We start from the raw sequence: 17,025 nt of genomic DNA on the forward strand, positions 1-17,025 counted from the left end.
CAATATCATGATAAACCCTATTTATTCTCCAGCGCCCGAACGCTATGACAACGGCATGAAATTCCGCCGTTGCGGGCAAAGCGGCATCCTGCTGCCAGAAATATCACTCGGATTGTGGCACAACTTCGGCGACGTGAACACATTTGCCAATTCCCAGGCCATGGCGCACTATGCCTTCGACCGTGGAATCACGCATTTCGACCTCGCCAACAATTACGGTCCTTCCTACGGTTCCGCCGAAGAGACTTTCGGAATGATTATGAAGAAATCCTTCATGCCCTATCGGGACGAACTGTTCATCTCCACCAAGGCCGGACACGACATGTGGCCCGGCCCCTACGGGGAGTGGGGCTCACGCAAGTACCTGATGAGCAGCCTCAACCAAAGTCTGAAACGGATGAACCTGGAGTATGTGGACATCTTCTACTCCCACCGCTACGACCCGGATACTCCGCTTGAAGAGACCCTGCAAGCACTGGTTGATATCGTACGGCAAGGCAAAGCACTCTATGTAGGAATCTCCAAATATCCCAAAGAGGCGGCCGAGTTTGCCTGCAAATACCTGGAAGAACGGGATGTACACTGCCTGCTCTATCAAGGCAGATACAATCTCTTCAACCGCGAACCGGAAGAAGAAGGTATCCTGCAGCAAGCCAAAGGGAACGGAACCGGCTTCATCGCCTTCTCCCCGCTGGCGCAGGGCCTGCTGACCAACCGCTACCTAAATGGTATTCCCGAAGATTCGCGCATGGCAAAGGGGGCTTTCCTGAAGAAAGAAGCACTGACCGACGAGACGCTGCAAAAAATCAAGGCACTCAACGAAGTTGCTGCCTCACGCGGGCAAACCCTTGCCGAGATGTCACTTGCCTGGCTGTTGAAGGACGACCTGGTGACAAGTGTCATCATCGGAGCGAGCTCCGTTGCCCAACTGGCAGATAACTTGAAAGCGACTGAAAATACAGACTTCTCTGCCGAGGAACTGGAGAAGATAAAGAAAATCATTCAAAAATAAATCAACATGAAAAGCCTCCTTATTCAAACCTTTTGTTTATTATTCCTTTGCTTGGGCACGGTCCGTGCACAGCAATACCAACTTGTATCACCCAACGGAAAACTATCCGTTACGGTAGATGCCGGAGAAGCCCTCACCTGGCAGATTGCACACGACGGCACCACAGTGCTGCAACCCTCTGCCATCGCCCTGCAAGGCAGAGATGAAAAATCAGCCAAGAAAGCAATAACTTTCGGTAAAAATGTAAAAGTAATCCGTGCAGAACGCAAGTCTGTGGAGTCCTCCTTCCCCACTCCCCTCTACAAAAAGGCAAGTGTGGAGGATGTCTACAACCAGCTGACACTGAAATGCCGAGGAGGCTACAGCGTACAGTTCCGCGCATACGATGACGGCGCTGCCTACCGCTTCATTTCCGAACAGAACAAGCCGTTTATCGTCCTCAACGAAACTGCGGACTTCAATTTCGACAAGGATTACCAGGCATTTGTACCTTACATAAACGACAACCGCAACGGTGAGCGCTATTGCTTCTCCTTCGAGTCTTACTACGACGAAGCCCCGTTGTCCAAAATGCACACCGACTCACTCTCCATCACCCCACTGATGGTTTGCCTGGACGGAGGAAAGAAAGCCGTTATCATGGAAGCCGGATTGGAAAACTATCCCGGCATGTTCCTCACTGTAAATCCCCAGACACGTCAAGGAGTGCAGGCAGCATTTGCCCCCTATCCGCTGGAAGAAATAATCGGCGGACACAACCGGCTGAACCTGATACCGACCAAGCGTGCAGACTACATCGCCCGTTGTGCCAAGCAGGAGCTCCCCTGGCGTGTGGTGCTCGTCACCGAAAAGGACACGCAGCTTGCCGACAACGACATGGCACAGCGTCTTGCCCCCGCCTGCCGCATCAAAGACATTTCCTGGATTAAACCCGGCAAAGTGGCTTGGGACTGGTGGAACACCTGCAACCTGACTGGAGTAGACTTCAAAGCCGGCATGAACACTCCGACTTATAAGGCATTCATCGACTTTGCCGCCGACAACAACCTGGAATATATCATCATCGATGACGGCTGGAGCGGAAACGAATCCTTATTGAAAGACCTGAATCCGGATATCGATTTAAAGGAACTGGTAGCCTACGGAAACCAGAAGGGCGTCGGCATCATTCTCTGGGCAAGCTGGCGAAACTCTGCCAAAGATACGGAAGCCGCATTCAGCCACTATGCACAGATGGGTATCAAAGGCTTCAAGATAGACTTCTTCGACCGTGACGACCAGCCACTGGTACAGTCCGTAGAACGCATTGTAGCCTGCGCCGCCGAGCACCACCTGGTATTAGACCTGCATGGACTCAAGCCATACGGTATACAGCGCACCTATCCCAACGTCCTGAACTTTGAAGGTGTAAAGGGACTGGAGAATGCCAAATGGGAGCCGATAGTGAACGGTAGCCCGCTCCACAACTTCCCACGCTATGACGTGACTGCTCCCTACCTGCGCATGCTTATAGGTCCGATGGACTACACACCGGGAGCCATGATGAACGCAACCCGCGAAACCTTCCGTGCCGTCAACGACCATCCGATGAGCCAGGGTACACGCGTCCACCAGATGGCGATGTACACCCTCTTCGAAGCCCCGCTGCAAATGCTTGCCGATAGCCCCAGCAAATATATGAAGGAGCAGGAATGCACGGACTTCATTGCCAAAGTGCCTACCGTTTTCGACGAGACCGTGGCACTGGACGGTGAAGTAGGCGAATACCTTACACTGGCACGCCGCAAGGGAGACGTCTGGTATATCGCCTCCATGACCGACTGGACACCACGCGACTGTACCATCGACCTTTCCTTCCTTGGAGAAGGAAGTTACGAAGCCGAAATCTTTTCCGACGGCATCAATGCCGACCGGGAAGCAACCGACTACAAAAAAGAAGTACGCACCGTGACCTCGGGGGACAAGCTGAACATACACATGGCACCCGGAGGAGGATGGACAGCACGGATATGGAAAAGATGATAGGGTGATAAAGTAATGACATGATAAGTGCAATAGGGTGACAGTTACGTTAAAAGTGCTGTCACCCTATTCCTTTATTACTCCATCCCCTATCGCCCTATCATTTTATGCCCTTTATCACTTTTAACATACCTCTACGTGAACCTTTTATATCCTATCTTGTTTTTTCTCACAAAAGCCTAAGGTACCATAGGGCAGGAATTTATATTAAACCTAAACAATTATAAAAGTATGAAGAAATTTATTCCCCTATTATTAGCGGTCTTTGCAGTGACGCTTGCATCTTGCGAAAAAGACCCTGACATGGATAAGCTGGACAATAATTATCTGGTTTATACCAACTATGACAAGAAGGCGGATTTCAAAACCTTCGAAACTTATTACTTGCCGGACAGCATTCTGGTTATCGGTGATAAGGAAAACGCCGAATACTGGAAAGATGAGAATGCCCAGGAAATTCTCAGCGCTTATGTTGCTAACATGAACAGCCGCGGCTACACCCGTGTGGAGGACCGGGAAGAAGCCGACCTTGGCTTGCAGGTAAGCTATGTCAGAAGTACCTATTACTTCACCGACTACGGACGTCCCGAATGGTGGTGGAACTATCCAGGCTACTGGGATGCTCCTTACTGGGGCAACTGGGGCGGATGGTATTATCCCTATGCCGTGAACTATTCCTACAGCACCGGTTCCTTTATCAGCGAATTGTTGAATCTGGAGGCGCCGCAAGGCCAGAGCGAGAAACTTCCTGTTCTGTGGACCAGCTATATGAGCGGCTTGCTGAGTGGTTCTACTTCTGTCAATACCAAACTTGCCGTGCAAGGTGTGAACCAAGCTTTCACTCAATCAACTTACCTGACTAACAAGTAGTGACAAGCTACGAGCTATAAGTGACAAATGACGGGTTACCCAATATTAAGGTAACAAGAATAATACGGCAGCATCCTTTCCGGACTGGGAAGTTGCCATTGAACCAAAAAACAAGAACAAAGTATGAAAACAATAAAATATCTTTCCTTGAGAGTATTTGCGGTTGCCGCTCTTGCTCTCGTCTTCGCCCTACCGACGAAGGCACAGATGACCGATAACGGCTATGCCAATATCGACTGGCAATATAACTTTCCTCTCAGCAACAACTTCGCCGACAAATCAAGCGGCTGGGGTATGAATTTTGAAGGCGGTTACTTCCTGACAGACAATTTTGCATTGGGAGCTTTCTTGAACTACCATAGCAACCATGAGTATTTCGGTCGCCAGACACTTCCCGTAGGCGAAGGCGGCAGTCTGAATACCGACCAGCAGCACACTGCATTCCAGTTGCCTTTCGGTCTGGCCTCCCGCTATGTATGGAACCGTGGAGGTGCATTCCAGCCGTATGCCGGTGTAAAACTGGGTGCTGAATATGCACAGTTGAAGTCAACCTTCAACGTATTCGAAGCCAACAAAGATACATGGGGTTTCTATGTATCTCCTGAAATTGGTTTCAATGTGTATCCTTGGGCTTATGGACCGGGCTTGCATTTCGCAGCCTATTACAGCTACGGTACGAACAAAGGTGACCTCTTTACGTACAGCGTAGACGGTTTGAGCAATTTCGGTCTGCGCGTAGGTATTGCGTTCTGATAAGACACACACTTAAAGCTTAACAGATAGAATTTAATTGTTTCAAAATTGAAGAAGAAAAGAGCCTTTCCTGCGTGAGCAAGGGAGGCTCTTTTTAATTCTACCAGTTATTTTTTTCCTCCCAGCATCGCCTTATATACAGCTTCCTGAATCCTCGTCCTTATATCCAGCCTCATCAACTTGTTATTCCACACATCCGGATAGGTGCGGTTGCTCAAAAAGACATAAACCAAGCCGTTCTCCGGGTCTGTCCAGGCGCAAGTACCCGTGAAACCGGTATGACCGTAGACAGAAGCAGGGGCAGACTCTGCGCAGGGACTCTTCTGGGGATTACGCCGGTCGGGCTTATCAAATCCCAGCCCCCGACGGCTTATCCTTGAGACGGTGGTAGTAAATACCCTGCAGGTCTCCTTGCTCAAATAGCGCTTACCGTCCAGTTCACCCCCATTCAGCAACATCTGATAGACTTTTGCCACTTCTTCGGCAGTGGAGAACAGCCCGGCATTACCGGAAACGCCACCCTGAAAAGCTGCGGATTCATCATGTACAAATCCTTGCAAGGTAGTCTTACGCAAGAAAGGGTCTGTTGATGAAGGTACAATATCTTCCTTCTTCAAGAAGCGCAGAGGAAGATACCCCGTACGCTCCAATCCCATCGGAGTATAGAATTCCTTGGCCAGATATTCGTCCATAGACATGCCGGTGCGCGCCTCGACCAACTGCTGCAACAAGATAAAGCCCACACAACTATAACGGTAACGCTTGTCTCTAAGCGGAGTATCCACAATCTTCTGCAAGTACTCTTGCTTGAAGGAACGGTTCAGCCAAAGGCTGTCGGACACTTGCATCGTATATTCCGGTGTCTGCACCTTCGACGTCAGTCCCTGGCGGAAGCGGAACTTAGGGTTCGCCCAAGTCTGCCGTCCGATGCGTGCGGAATGCAGGGCATCAGGGCGCGCCTTGAACAAAGTGCCGGTGTAGCTTTCTTCATCAATCGCTTCCTGATAGAACAGCAAGGTGGAAGGCAGACCGGACTCGTGCATCAATAGCTCGCGTACCGTAATATTCTTCTTGTCCGTATCCTGCAGGAAAGGCAGATAATCCGACACCCGGTCTGTAAGGCTGAGACGCCCGCCATCGTACAACTTCATTACGGCAAGCAGTGTGGCCGTGGTCTTTGTCAGTGAGGCGATGTCGTACACATCCGTTTTCTTCACGGGAAGCGCCTTGCTTCCAGCCTCGTTCCAGACGTGGGTACCGAAAGCTTTATTATACATCTCCCTGCCATCCTTCAGCACCACCACCTGGCAGCCGGGGTAAGCCCCTTCACGAATGCCTTCTTCAGCTATCTTGTCTATTTCAGCCAGCAGACGGGAATTCATGCCATGCTCTTCGGGTACAAAGCGGGGGGCGATTTGAGGAGTCAGCGTCACTCCCGCACCGGCAGCAAACCGACTACCGATACTGGCAGACAAGCGTCCCTCTGAACAAGCGCTGCCATAAACAATCCGGGCAACCTGCCGCTGTACCTCCTCGTTGGAGGAGTGTGCCAAAATCACCGCTTCAGCAGCAGCGTCCCCTTGTTTTATCTGCAATACCTGCTTGCCAGGAATAAAGAACAGATAAACCACCGGTACGTCAGGAGCGAACTTTGCAAAGAAATTCTGATAGGGCGTCAAACGGTGTTCGGTGACACAGACCAGAATACGTTTGTACTTGGCCAGCGCATTTCTCAAACGGTTCCCGTCAGCCTCCGGCAGATTCTTGCCCAAACGGAACTCCACAGGACGGGTATACTGCGACAGTTCCTTGAGGAACGGCTGGATTTCCTGCGCTTCTCCCACATTGAGCACGGCAACTTCACCGATGGAAGGGTCCAGCGGAAGTACCTCGTCCCGGTTATCCAGCACAGTGATGGCCGCCAAGTTCAGCCGGCGCATCAAATCACGCGTTTTCGGAGTATTGATGCGGGTCCCCAAACCTGAAAGCTGCACATGGGGTTTCTTTTCCAACCCAAGGGCATATTTATATTTCAGTACTTTACGGCATTTCGCCTCTATCTCTTTCTCTGTCAGCTCCCCTTTTTTCACAGCGGCAAGCACAGCCTCCACTTCTTCCTTAATACGTCGGGGGACAAGCAGCAAATCATTGCCAGCCTTCAGCGCCTGCAAACAGATGCTTTCATTACCCGATACCCCTTTCATGGCAAGGGCATCCGTAAAGACAAGCCCCTGAAAGCCGAGGTCATTCACCAACAGACCGGAAACTACCTTACGCGAAAGCGAAGACGGGAGCCCCTTTTGCGGCTCTATGGTAGGCACCTCCAAGTGCCCCACCATCATTCCTCCCAATCCGGCACGAATGGCTTTTCTGAAAGGATAAAGCTCTATACTGTCCAGACGGGCACGGGTAAAAGGCAGCACGGGCAACGCCTTATGAGAATCCACATCCGTATCCCCATGTCCCGGAAAGTGCTTGCTGACAGAAAGTACACCACCATCCTCCAACCCTTTGGAGTAGGCAACAACCTTGTTCGCCACATTGAACGGACTTTCACCGAAGGAACGGGTATTGATAACCGGATTCTTGGGATTGATATTCACATCCGCTACGGGAGCAAAATTCACTTGCACCCCCAGTTCACGGCATTGGCGGGCCACCTCGCGCCCATATTCATAAATCAGTGTATCGTTCTGTATGCAGCCCAGCACCATGTTTCGCGGAAAGTTCGGAGTACCGCGAAGGCGCATAGCCAGCCCCCATTCACCGTCAAAGGTAATCATCAGCGGAACTTCTGCCATCCGCTGCGCCTCATTGGTCAACATCACCTGGTTCTGCATCAATCCGCCGGAAAATAACAGACCGCCTACCTTATAGTCCTCCACCACCTTACGCAGCAGTTCCTTGTTGGCCTTGTCCTGCTGGGGGGCAATCGTATAGATGAACAGTTGTCCGATGCGTTCTTTCAGAGTCAGACGCTGCATGACGGAATCCACCCACTGCCTGCACCGCACGTCACTGTTCAAGAGACGTACAAGCGAAGGGTCGTTCGGCGGCACCGGAGTAAACGGCATCGGGCCAAGCTGCGCTTTCAGAAGCGGACAAAGACAACACAATATAGTGATATAGGCAAGCAGGTATATTCTCTTCATTCCTTATAGATAGATTGTTTTTAGGGGATTTGCGGAATAATACTTTTATAAATCAATTCCTGGATATCTCTTCTTATATTCATGTCACCCAGTTTCGTGTTCCATACATTGGGGCACAAGCGGTTGCTGAGGAATACATACACTGTCTTGTTTTCCGGGTCCACCCAAGCACAAGTACCGGTAAATCCGGTATGTCCATATACCGCTTCCGGAGCGGAAGGAGCACAAGGGCTGCGCTTCACAATGGATACATCCGGCTTGTCGAATCCCAGACCGCGACGGCTGATGGCAGATTTCTCCGTCGTAAACAAACGGCAGGTTGCCTCACTCAAGAAACGCTTGCCATTGAATTCACCGCCGTTCAGCAACATTTGATAAACCTTTGCCACCTCTTCGGCCGTAGAGAAAAGTCCTGCATTACCGGACACCCCACCCATGCAGGCAGCAGTCTCGTCATGCACATATCCGCATATATCCTGGCGACGCAGGAAGTCATTGGATGCCGTGGGCATGATTTCCGCTTTGGTGAACTTCGTCAAAGGCAGAAACATAGTACGTTGCAATCCCATCGGGGCATAGAACTCACGGGCAAGGTACAAATCCATCGGCAGCTCCGTCACCTTCTCCACTACCTGCTGCAACAGCACGAAGCCAAGGTCGCTGTAAACATAACGTTTGCCGTCCAACTCGCACTTGGCTATTCGCTGAAGGATAGAATTCTTGAAACTCTTGTTCAGCCACATGCCATCTGCCATGTGCAGGGTATAGGCCGGTGTATTCTTGTCGGACACCATCCCTTTCCGGAACTTAAAATCGGAACAATAATAGCTATGCTCGCTTACCTGCGTACGATGCCACTCGTCCACCCAACTCTGGGAGTACGGACCGTGTACCGAATTCGGGTCTATGATGTCCAGGTAGAAGCGGATATAGGGAGGAAGCCCCGATTCGTGGAACAAAAGTTCGCGAATGGTAATGTTCCGCTTGTTGCCATTGCGCAAGAAGGGCAGATAAGCGGAAACCTTGTCATCCAGTTTTATCTTGCCCTCATCATACAGTTTCATGACGGCAAGCAACGTAGCCGTAGTCTTGGTCAGCGAAGCCAAATCAAAAAGGTCCGAAGAACGGACGGCAGTGGTATCCTTATCAGAGTGGGTGCCGAAGCCTTTGTCATATACCGGCAGTCCGTCTTTCCACACCAGCACGCGGCAACCGGGATAAGCTCCCGCTTCCAGTCCCTTCCGGGCAACGGCATCGATACTTTGCAGCACATACGACTTCATGCCGTAATCTTCCGGAACAGTCTTCCCCGGTTTCATGCCCGGCTCAATCATACAGCCCGTTCCCGCTGGAAACAGTTTACCGATACTCATCGACATTCTGCCACTGGCCGGCTTTTTGGCAAAAAGAACATCAGCCACGTATTGCTGCAAATCCGTCTCTGCCGAATGTGCCAGCACCACAGCGCTGGATTTGGCAAGTGCGGGCATCAGAGGTTGCAATGTACGGTAAGAGGTAAAAAAAGTATAGACCAGCGGAGCACGCAGGTTCAAGCCTTCCAGAAAGGCCACATCACGGTCGCTGACATAAGCCGAACCGGTGATGCTGATAACCACGCGACGGAAAGCAGCCAACTGCCCCTGCACGTCCTGCCAGAGAGCCTCATCGGCATTCCAAGGCAAGTGGAAATGACTGATGCCTGCATTCTTTTTCATAGCTTCCACAAAGGGAGCATCCGCCTCCTTCTCTCCGATGCTGAGCACGGCAATATCACCTTCCACCGGTGCCAGTGGAAGGACATCGAAATAATTGTTCAATACAGTCACTGCCGAACAGCGCAACTTGGCAGCCAACACCTGCGCTTCCTCCGTATTGATGCGATAGCTCATTCCGCTGACCCGAAGTTGCGGCTGGCGGTTTCTCAAACCAAGCATATACTTGTACATCAATACCTTGCGGCACTTGGCATCGAGTTCGTCCTTACTCAGTTGTCCCGACTCCACTGCATCTACCAGCTCCTGCACCGCATTCTTCGTATTGAACTGTACCAGCACCATATCATTTCCCGCCAGCAGCGCTTTGGTAGTTACCTGCGGAATGGCAGACACACCCTTCATGTCCAAGGCATCGGTAAACACCAGCCCTTTAAAGCCGAGTTCATCCTTCAACAACCCGGTCACCACATTCCGCGACAAGGAAGAAGGAGTCACCCCGTCCGGGTCCAGCGCCTGCACTTGCAGATGGCCTACCATGACACCCCCCAATCCGGCACGTACCATTTCCTTGAAGGGATAAAGCTCCACACTGTCCAGGCGTGCACGGTCGTAGTGCAAGGCGGGAAGCGCCTTATGAGAATCCACATCCGTGTCGCCATGCCCGGGGAAATGCTTGCAAACGGAAAGTATGCCCCCGCTTTCGAGCCCACGGCTGTATGCCACCACCTTTTCCGCCACCCGCTGCGGGTTCTCGCCAAAGGAGCGTACGTGTATCACCGGGTTCAGCGGATTCGTATTGACATCCGCATCGGGTGCAAAATTGACGTGTACCCCCAATTCGCGGAACTGGCGGGCCACCTCACGTCCATATTCTTCAATCAGGCCATTGTCCTCGATACATCCCAAGGCGGCATTACGGGGATAGTCCGGAGCGCCTTTCAGCCTCATTGACAGTCCCCACTCTCCATCGAAAGTAACCATAACGGGAATCTTGGCATCCTTCCGGGCCATATTGGTCAAGATAGCCTGCTCTTCCGGAGTACCTTCGGAAAACAGCAAGCCACCGACCTTGTATTTCTTTACCAGCTCGCGCATCTGCTTTTTCGTGGCCTTGTCTGCTCTGGCCGGAATGGTGGCAACGATGAGCTGCCCCACTTTTTCGTGTACATTCAGACCTGACAACACGGAGTCCACCCATTGCCGGCACCGGTTGTCTGCAGCCGAAGGAAGAAACGGGCCTCCCGTCTGGGCGTGAAGTGAAGATAATCCCAATATAAACAATCCTGCAACCCATAAAAGGAGGGTGAGTCTTTTCATCATGCTATTTTTCAGTTAAAGTAAGTACCATTTCTCCTACGTAGATGCCACTCTTTCCGGTGTGCAGCACGGGAACGCTCTTGCCGTCCGCATTCAGATAAACGGCAGGCTTTTCCATAAAAGTATGCGAATGTCCTCCCAAAATGACATCAATGCCACGCGTCTTGCCTACCAGGTTCTCGTCGGAAGCGCCTTCGGGATTTGCACTGCGGATACCCAAATGAGACATGCAAATCACAACCTCGCAATTCTCCTTCTCCCTGAGAAGGTCTGTCATTTCCTGGGCCACCTTTATCGGGTCGTTGTAGACAATGCCTACGCATTTATCCGCCTGCACCAGCCCTTCCATCTTGGGGGCCAGGCCGAAGATTCCGATTTTCACCCCTTCGCGCACCAAGGTGATATAAGGCTTCACCAGCCCTTCGAGTACCGTACCCGTCACGTCATAATTGGAACAGACCACGGGGAAATCCGCCATACGGAACAATTCCGCCATATTCTCAAGTCCGAAATCAAATTCATGATTACCTATCGTCATGGCATCATAGCCCATGAGGTTCATCATCTTGACCTCCAGCTCGCCTTTGAAAAAGTTATAATAAGGGGTGCCTTGCGAGATGTCTCCGCAATCCAGCAGCAACATATCCGGATGCTTGCCGCGAAACTGCTTTACAAAACCGGCACGGCGCACCACACCGCCCATACCGGCATACTCGTCGGCCGCCTCGGCGCTGATGGGTTCTATACGGCTGTGCGTATCGCTGGTGTGCAGGATAAACAGTTGTTTTCCGGATTGGCCGGACGATACAGAATCGGCGGACACCAGGCAAAGGGGTTCTTCAGTAATGACACGCTCCTCTTGCTGTGCCGATGCGGGGAGCATGAAAAGCAGCAGGGCTGCCAAGGAATATATATGTTTCATAGAACTTCTGTTTTTTTAATGCTTACTCTTTAACGACCACTCTTCCCTCCATGCGCGAAGTCACCTTCTTGCCGGCTGCCGTCTGCTTCTCCACATACTTCATGAACAGACCGCGCAGTGTAGCCCCATCCGGGCACTCCCTTTTATCCGCCTGCAGGAAAGCCGTCATTCCATCGTTTCCATCAGCCAGATAATCAATCGTGGCAACCGTATAGTCACGGTCATCCTCCACCGGCTTGCCGGCAATGGAAGCCTGGAGCAGCTTGCCATCCTTGCTGATTTCCAACTGTATACCACTCACCCCTTCACCAAGTCTCACCGCAATGTTTTCAAACAAGTGCTTCATGGCAGAGCCTTTCATCGTCAGCACACAGAGCGAATTCTCAAAAGGCAATATCTCATAGATGTTTTCGGTAGTGATGTCTCCTTCCGTCAGGGAGTTCCGGATTCCACCGATATTGATTAGCCCCATATCGGCCGGTTTGCCCAGCACTTCCACCGCAGCCTCACGCAGTACATCTGCAATCAGATTGGATAAAAGGCTTTCGGGCCGGAATCTGTCCATCGACATTTCTGCGGTTCCCACCACATGATACATAACGCTGTCCATCCGGGCCTTGTAAGGTGCCAGCAGAGCCACGGCTTCGGCATCCGGCTCGGCATCCCAAACAGAGTTCATGGGAATTCTGCCTCCCTCTACCTTGGTTACTTCGTAGGAAGAATGGCAGGAAACCAATAGAAGCGCAACCGCCAACACTGCCCCCGCAAGGAGACTGAAAGTTTGTTTCTTCATATTCATTTAGTTTTAAATTGCTACAAATATACTTTTCTTTTGCGACTGAGCCACACAATTAACCGATTATTTGGACTTGCGTTTAGCAGAATGAAACGCTCAAAAATCATCCCAACTGGCGAAAAAAAGCTTGAAGCACTTGTGTATCTGGCAAATAATTCGTTCCTTTGCACCGCTTTCGCGCAATCGCTGTCAGGACACCAAGAGAGAAGCCTGGTATGTTGCGTTGTAACGATGAAACAATTTAATAATAAAAACAATGGATTTAATTAAAATTGCAGAAGAAGCATTTGCTACCGGAAAACAGCACCCGAGCTTCAAGGCAGGTGACACTGTAACAGTAGCATATCGTATTGTCGAGGGTAACAAGGAACGTGTACAGCTGTACCGTGGTGTTGTTATCAAGATTGCCGGACATGGAGACAAGAAACGTTTTACAGTACGTAAGATGTCAGGAACCATAGGCGTAGAACGTATTTTCCCGATTGAATCACCGGCTATCGACAGCATCGAAGTGAACAAGGTGGGTAAAGTTCGTCGCGCTAAACTGTACTACCTGCGCGCTCTTACCGGTAAGAAAGCAAGAATCAAAGAAAAAAGAGTTAACGGTTAATCCCGGACTCCTATTTCGAAATAAAAAAGGGAAGTTGACAATGTCAGTTTCCCTTTTTTAGTAATATACACAGTATGCATACACCATGCAATACTCTACTCCTACGACCTCATTCCAAACACTGTAAACCTGCGCTCCTTTCCTTTCACATAAGCCTTTCTTCTTGCTGATACGTTAGTTTATCAGCGCCCAACGGCCGTAAGGCGCTCTGCTAACGACCGTCAACAAAGCGCTTTATGGCCGTTAGACGAGCGCCTCACGGCCGTTAAACAGCTGTCATAGGCATAGCTTTTCCATACTGAATACCTATCTTATCCATACCGAATGCCTGGCTTCCACCTATTATCGCACGGGCTTTTACAAAGTTAATACCGTGTTTGCAGGAAACCAATAGCTTGTTTACACGATATTGGCAAATTGCTCCATATCCTATTAATTCATTGTACTACAATATATTAATAGATTATTTGGTGTAAATTTAAGGTGGAAGCAACTTGTGACATAACTTTATTGCTGAGGAATATGTGCCACTAAAGAAAAAAGGTGTGTCGAAACTCTCCTAAACTAAAAATCACCCTCGCCACAGGTAGTTGTAGCGAGGGTGATTTCGAGAAAAGGGGAGTTTTGACACATCCCCCTCCTTTATCAGTTTCCCTGATATCGATTACTTGGTATCTCTCAGCTCCCAGCCCAATGCACTGGCACCCAGCACAGCGGCATCAGAGTCCTTCAACTCGGAAGCCAGCAACTTAGTCTTGCCTTTGTAGATATTCAATACATTGTCATCAATGGCTTTCTGGATAGGCTTGAAGATATAGTCGCCCGCTTTTGCCAGACCACCGAACAGTACGATAGCTTCCGGGCTGGAGAAAGCAATGAAATCGGCCAAAGCCTCACCCAAGATAGTTCCGGTAAACTCAAAAATGTCTTGAGCAATCTTGTCGCCCTTCACAGCTGCATCATACACATCCTTGGAAGTAATGTTTTCTGCTGGAATGTCGCGCAACAAGCTTGGCTCGGTACTCTTGGTCAGGAACTCACGGGCAGAACGTGCCACACCCGTAGCCGAGCAGTAAGTTTCCAGACAACCGTGACGTCCGCATCCGCAGAGACGACCGTTTTCACGACGGATAATAGTATGTCCCAACTCTCCGGCAAAACCGTCATGGCCATATACCATCTGACCGTTAATAACGATACCGCTACCTACACCGGTGCCCAGCGTAATCATGATAAAGTCTTTCATACCGCGAGCCGCACCGTAAGTCATTTCACCGATACCGGCAGCATTGGCGTCGTTTGTCAAAGCGGTAGGAATACCCAAACGCTCCTCAAACATGGCAGCCAAAGGAATTACGCCCTTCCAAGGAAGATTCGGGGCAAACTCAATGGTACCGCTGTAATAGTTTCCGTTAGGAGCGCCGATACCGATACCTTTTATCTTGTCTACACCGCCATTGGCAATAATGAGCGGCAACAGATTCTTGCAAACTTCGTCTACATAATCATTGACGTCTTCATAAGCTCCGGTTTTGATGGAACTGCTTGCAATAATAGTTCCGCGTGCGTCTACAATACCAAAGACGGTGTTCGTTCCGCCTATGTCAATGCCCACTACATAGGGCTTTTCCATGTTTGAATTCATGATACTACGTTTGTTTAAAGGGTTAGTTAATCATATTCATGGTTACAAAAATCACAAAGAAAAACGACACTGCAAAATCTTTTTTTAAAAAAGTTTGCAACTTTTGCAACTTTTCGTAGCATAGCTGCGTCTAATAGTGAAAATTAATAAGAGTAAAGCAAAAAAACAGGGAAAACAGTGATACAACTAAAAGACATTAACAAGACCTATTACAACGGAGCACCACTGCACGTGCTCAAAGGCATCAACCTCGACATTCAGAAGGGTGAATTTGTTTCCATCATGGGCTCATCGGGTTCGGGAAAGTCCACTTTACTCAATATACTGGGCATTCTGGATAATTATGACACCGGAGAATACTATCTGAACGGTACTCTTATCAAAAATCTCAGCGAGACGAAGGCTGCCGAGTACCGCAACCGCATGATTGGCTTCATCTTCCAGTCCTTCAATCTGATTTCATTCAAGAACGCAGTAGAAAATGTGGCACTTCCCCTCTTTTATCAAGGAGTGAGCCGACGGAAACGCAATGCGATGGCATTGGAGTACCTCGACCGCCTGGGCTTAAAAGACTGGGCACACCACATGCCCAACGAAATGTCCGGCGGACAGAAACAGCGTGTAGCCATCGCCCGCGCCCTCATCACCCAGCCGCAGATTATCCTTGCCGACGAACCTACCGGCGCGCTCGACAGCAAGACTTCCGTAGAGGTGATGCAGATTCTGAAGGAACTGCACGATACGGGCATGACCATCGTAGTCGTGACCCACGAAAGCGGCGTTGCCAACCAGACGGACAAGATTATCCACATCAAAGACGGCGTCATAGGTAGCATCGAAACAAACTTGAATCACGATGCAAGCCCGTTCGGAAAAGACGGGTTCATGAAATAATGAAGGAAGAGCCCTCTTTCCCTTCTTTAATTTTTAATTCTTAATCTTTAATTATCAATGATAGACCTTTGGCAAGAAATATACGGAACCATCAAACGTAACAAGCTGCGTACGTTCCTGACGGGCTTTGCCGTAGCATGGGGCATCTTCATGCTCATCGTATTGCTCGGAGCCGGGAACGGCATCATACATGCTTTCGAACAGAATGCGTCGGAACGTGCCTTGAACTCCATCCGCATTTTTCCCGGCTGGACTACCAAATCATACGACGGTCTGAAGGAAGGACGCTTCATCCAACTGGACAATCGGGACATGGACGACACGGAAAAGCAATTTACAGAAAATGTCATTAGTGCCGGTGCCACAGTACGCCAGAGCAATGTAAACGTCAGTTTTGGACAAGAATATATCAATATCTCCCTGCTGGGCGTATACCCTAACTACACAGAAGTGGAAACCGTGAAGACGGCAGACGGACGTTTCATCAACCACAGCGATCTGAAAGACCGACGTAAAGTAATCATCCTCCATAAGAAATCCGCAGATATCCTCTTCGGCAAAACACATACCGAACCTATCGGACAATTTGTCAATGCAGGTGGAGTGGCCTATCAGGTAGTGGGGCTCTACAATGACCAGGGAGACCGCGAGGCAAACGAGGCCTACATTCCTTTCTCCACCTTACAGACCATCTACAATAAAGGAGACAAGTTGAATAACATCATCTTCACGACCAAGAACCTGAGCAGTATAGAAAGCAATGAGGCCTTTGAAAAAGAATACCGTAAAGCCATTGCCACCAACCATCGCTTCGACCCTACCGACGACAGCGCCATCTGGATATGGAACCGTTTCACCAACTATCTGCAAGCCCAAAACGCAATGGGTATTCTACGCACCGCCATCTGGGTTATCGGTATCTTTACCTTGTTGAGCGGTATTGTCGGTGTATCGAATATCATGCTGATTACCGTTAAAGAACGTACCCGTGAATTCGGTATCCGCAAGGCACTGGGAGCAAAGCCCTTCTCCATCCTTTGGCTGATTATTGTGGAAAGCGTGACTATCACTACGCTATTCGGTTATATCGGTATGGTGGCAGGCATCGGGGTGACGGAATGGATGAACTCTGCTTTCGGTAACCAGACGATGGATGCCGGCATGTTCCAGCAGACCATGTTCTCCGATCCCACCGTAGACCTCAGCATTGCCGTCCAAGCCACACTGACCCTCATCATAGCAGGTACACTTGCCGGATTCTTCCCGGCAAAGAAAGCCGTGAGTATCAGTCCTATCGAAGCACTTAGAGCAGATTAA

At 50.0% G+C, this 17,025-nt stretch carries 12 protein-coding genes; 7 read left to right on the top strand and 5 right to left on the bottom strand.

The window, feature by feature from the left end; translation table 11 throughout:
• Positions 1-7 precede the first annotated feature (7 nt).
• The 4 genes from HUX74_RS20405 to HUX74_RS20420 all read left to right on the top strand — a co-directional run bounded on the left by HUX74_RS20405 (position 8) and on the right by HUX74_RS20420 (position 4,657).
• Positions 8-1,012, top strand: a complete 1,005-nt coding sequence (locus HUX74_RS20405; RefSeq protein ID WP_118275022.1) for an aldo/keto reductase — start codon at positions 8-10, stop codon at positions 1,010-1,012.
• A 6-nt stretch (positions 1,013-1,018) separates the two neighbouring features.
• Entirely contained in the window at positions 1,019-3,034 is a 2,016-nt protein-coding gene (locus tag HUX74_RS20410; protein WP_174647319.1) for a glycoside hydrolase family 97 protein, read from the top strand.
• A 231-nt stretch (positions 3,035-3,265) separates the two neighbouring features.
• Positions 3,266-3,904, top strand: coding sequence for a DUF4136 domain-containing protein (locus HUX74_RS20415; RefSeq protein WP_022400889.1), 639 nt, complete (start codon positions 3,266-3,268; stop codon positions 3,902-3,904).
• Between the two features lie 123 nt (positions 3,905-4,027).
• The gene (locus tag HUX74_RS20420; protein ID WP_005834794.1) at positions 4,028-4,657 is read left to right on the top strand and encodes an outer membrane beta-barrel protein; all 630 of its coding nucleotides are present in this window, start codon (positions 4,028-4,030) and stop codon (positions 4,655-4,657) included.
• A gap of 107 nt (positions 4,658-4,764) precedes the next feature.
• Here HUX74_RS20420 and HUX74_RS20425 read toward each other — a convergent pair whose 3' ends face one another.
• From HUX74_RS20425 to HUX74_RS20440, 4 genes are read right to left on the bottom strand one after another with little or no spacing between them, the layout of a single operon-like run.
• Positions 4,765-7,809 (bottom strand): glycoside hydrolase family 3 N-terminal domain-containing protein, encoded by a 3,045-nt coding sequence (locus HUX74_RS20425; protein WP_174647320.1) that lies wholly within the window; start codon positions 7,807-7,809, stop codon positions 4,765-4,767.
• Positions 7,810-7,829: 20 nt separating this feature from the next.
• A complete protein-coding gene (locus HUX74_RS20430) occupies positions 7,830-10,844 on the bottom strand; it encodes a glycoside hydrolase family 3 N-terminal domain-containing protein (RefSeq protein ID WP_174647321.1) in 3,015 nt (1,004 codons plus the stop codon).
• 1 nt (position 10,845) lies between these two features.
• The gene (locus HUX74_RS20435; RefSeq protein ID WP_057097730.1) at positions 10,846-11,763 is read right to left on the bottom strand and encodes a bifunctional UDP-sugar hydrolase/5'-nucleotidase; all 918 of its coding nucleotides are present in this window, start codon (positions 11,761-11,763) and stop codon (positions 10,846-10,848) included.
• A gap of 22 nt (positions 11,764-11,785) precedes the next feature.
• The gene (locus HUX74_RS20440) at positions 11,786-12,556 is read right to left on the bottom strand and encodes a 5'-nucleotidase C-terminal domain-containing protein (protein WP_016273980.1); all 771 of its coding nucleotides are present in this window, start codon (positions 12,554-12,556) and stop codon (positions 11,786-11,788) included.
• A gap of 259 nt (positions 12,557-12,815) precedes the next feature.
• Between HUX74_RS20440 and rplS the strand changes: the two genes are divergently transcribed.
• The gene (gene rplS / locus HUX74_RS20445; protein WP_004292313.1) at positions 12,816-13,169 is read left to right on the top strand and encodes a 50S ribosomal protein L19; all 354 of its coding nucleotides are present in this window, start codon (positions 12,816-12,818) and stop codon (positions 13,167-13,169) included.
• A gap of 664 nt (positions 13,170-13,833) precedes the next feature.
• On the opposite strand, the gene HUX74_RS20450 is transcribed toward rplS, so the two are convergent.
• A complete protein-coding gene (locus HUX74_RS20450) occupies positions 13,834-14,814 on the bottom strand; it encodes an ROK family protein (protein WP_117601221.1) in 981 nt (326 codons plus the stop codon).
• Between the two features lie 177 nt (positions 14,815-14,991).
• Here HUX74_RS20450 and HUX74_RS20455 point away from each other — a divergent pair, with 177 nt between their 5' ends.
• On the top strand, positions 14,992-15,708 hold the full coding sequence (locus HUX74_RS20455) for an ABC transporter ATP-binding protein (RefSeq protein WP_117601220.1): 717 nt from the start codon (positions 14,992-14,994) through the stop codon (positions 15,706-15,708).
• A 57-nt stretch (positions 15,709-15,765) separates the two neighbouring features.
• Positions 15,766-17,025 (top strand): ABC transporter permease, encoded by a 1,260-nt coding sequence (locus tag HUX74_RS20460; RefSeq protein WP_117601219.1) that lies wholly within the window; start codon positions 15,766-15,768, stop codon positions 17,023-17,025.

This window comes from Bacteroides sp. Marseille-P8574, from assembly GCF_902825465.1.
In the GTDB taxonomy this organism is placed as follows: domain Bacteria; phylum Bacteroidota; class Bacteroidia; order Bacteroidales; family Bacteroidaceae; genus Bacteroides; species Bacteroides uniformis.

Coding starts and splice junctions, on each gene's coding strand:
- HUX74_RS20405 (WP_118275022.1), top strand. CDS start 8: ATGATAAACCCTATTTATTCTCCAGCGCCCGAACGCTATGACAACGGC.
- HUX74_RS20410 (WP_174647319.1), top strand. CDS start 1,019: ATGAAAAGCCTCCTTATTCAAACCTTTTGTTTATTATTCCTTTGCTTG.
- HUX74_RS20415 (WP_022400889.1), top strand. CDS start 3,266: ATGAAGAAATTTATTCCCCTATTATTAGCGGTCTTTGCAGTGACGCTT.
- HUX74_RS20420 (WP_005834794.1), top strand. CDS start 4,028: ATGAAAACAATAAAATATCTTTCCTTGAGAGTATTTGCGGTTGCCGCT.
- HUX74_RS20425 (WP_174647320.1), bottom strand. CDS start 7,809: ATGAAGAGAATATACCTGCTTGCCTATATCACTATATTGTGTTGTCTT.
- HUX74_RS20430 (WP_174647321.1), bottom strand. CDS start 10,844: ATGATGAAAAGACTCACCCTCCTTTTATGGGTTGCAGGATTGTTTATA.
- HUX74_RS20435 (WP_057097730.1), bottom strand. CDS start 11,763: ATGAAACATATATATTCCTTGGCAGCCCTGCTGCTTTTCATGCTCCCC.
- HUX74_RS20440 (WP_016273980.1), bottom strand. CDS start 12,556: ATGAAGAAACAAACTTTCAGTCTCCTTGCGGGGGCAGTGTTGGCGGTT.
- rplS (WP_004292313.1), top strand. CDS start 12,816: ATGGATTTAATTAAAATTGCAGAAGAAGCATTTGCTACCGGAAAACAG.
- HUX74_RS20450 (WP_117601221.1), bottom strand. CDS start 14,814: ATGAATTCAAACATGGAAAAGCCCTATGTAGTGGGCATTGACATAGGC.
- HUX74_RS20460 (WP_117601219.1), top strand. CDS start 15,766: ATGATAGACCTTTGGCAAGAAATATACGGAACCATCAAACGTAACAAG.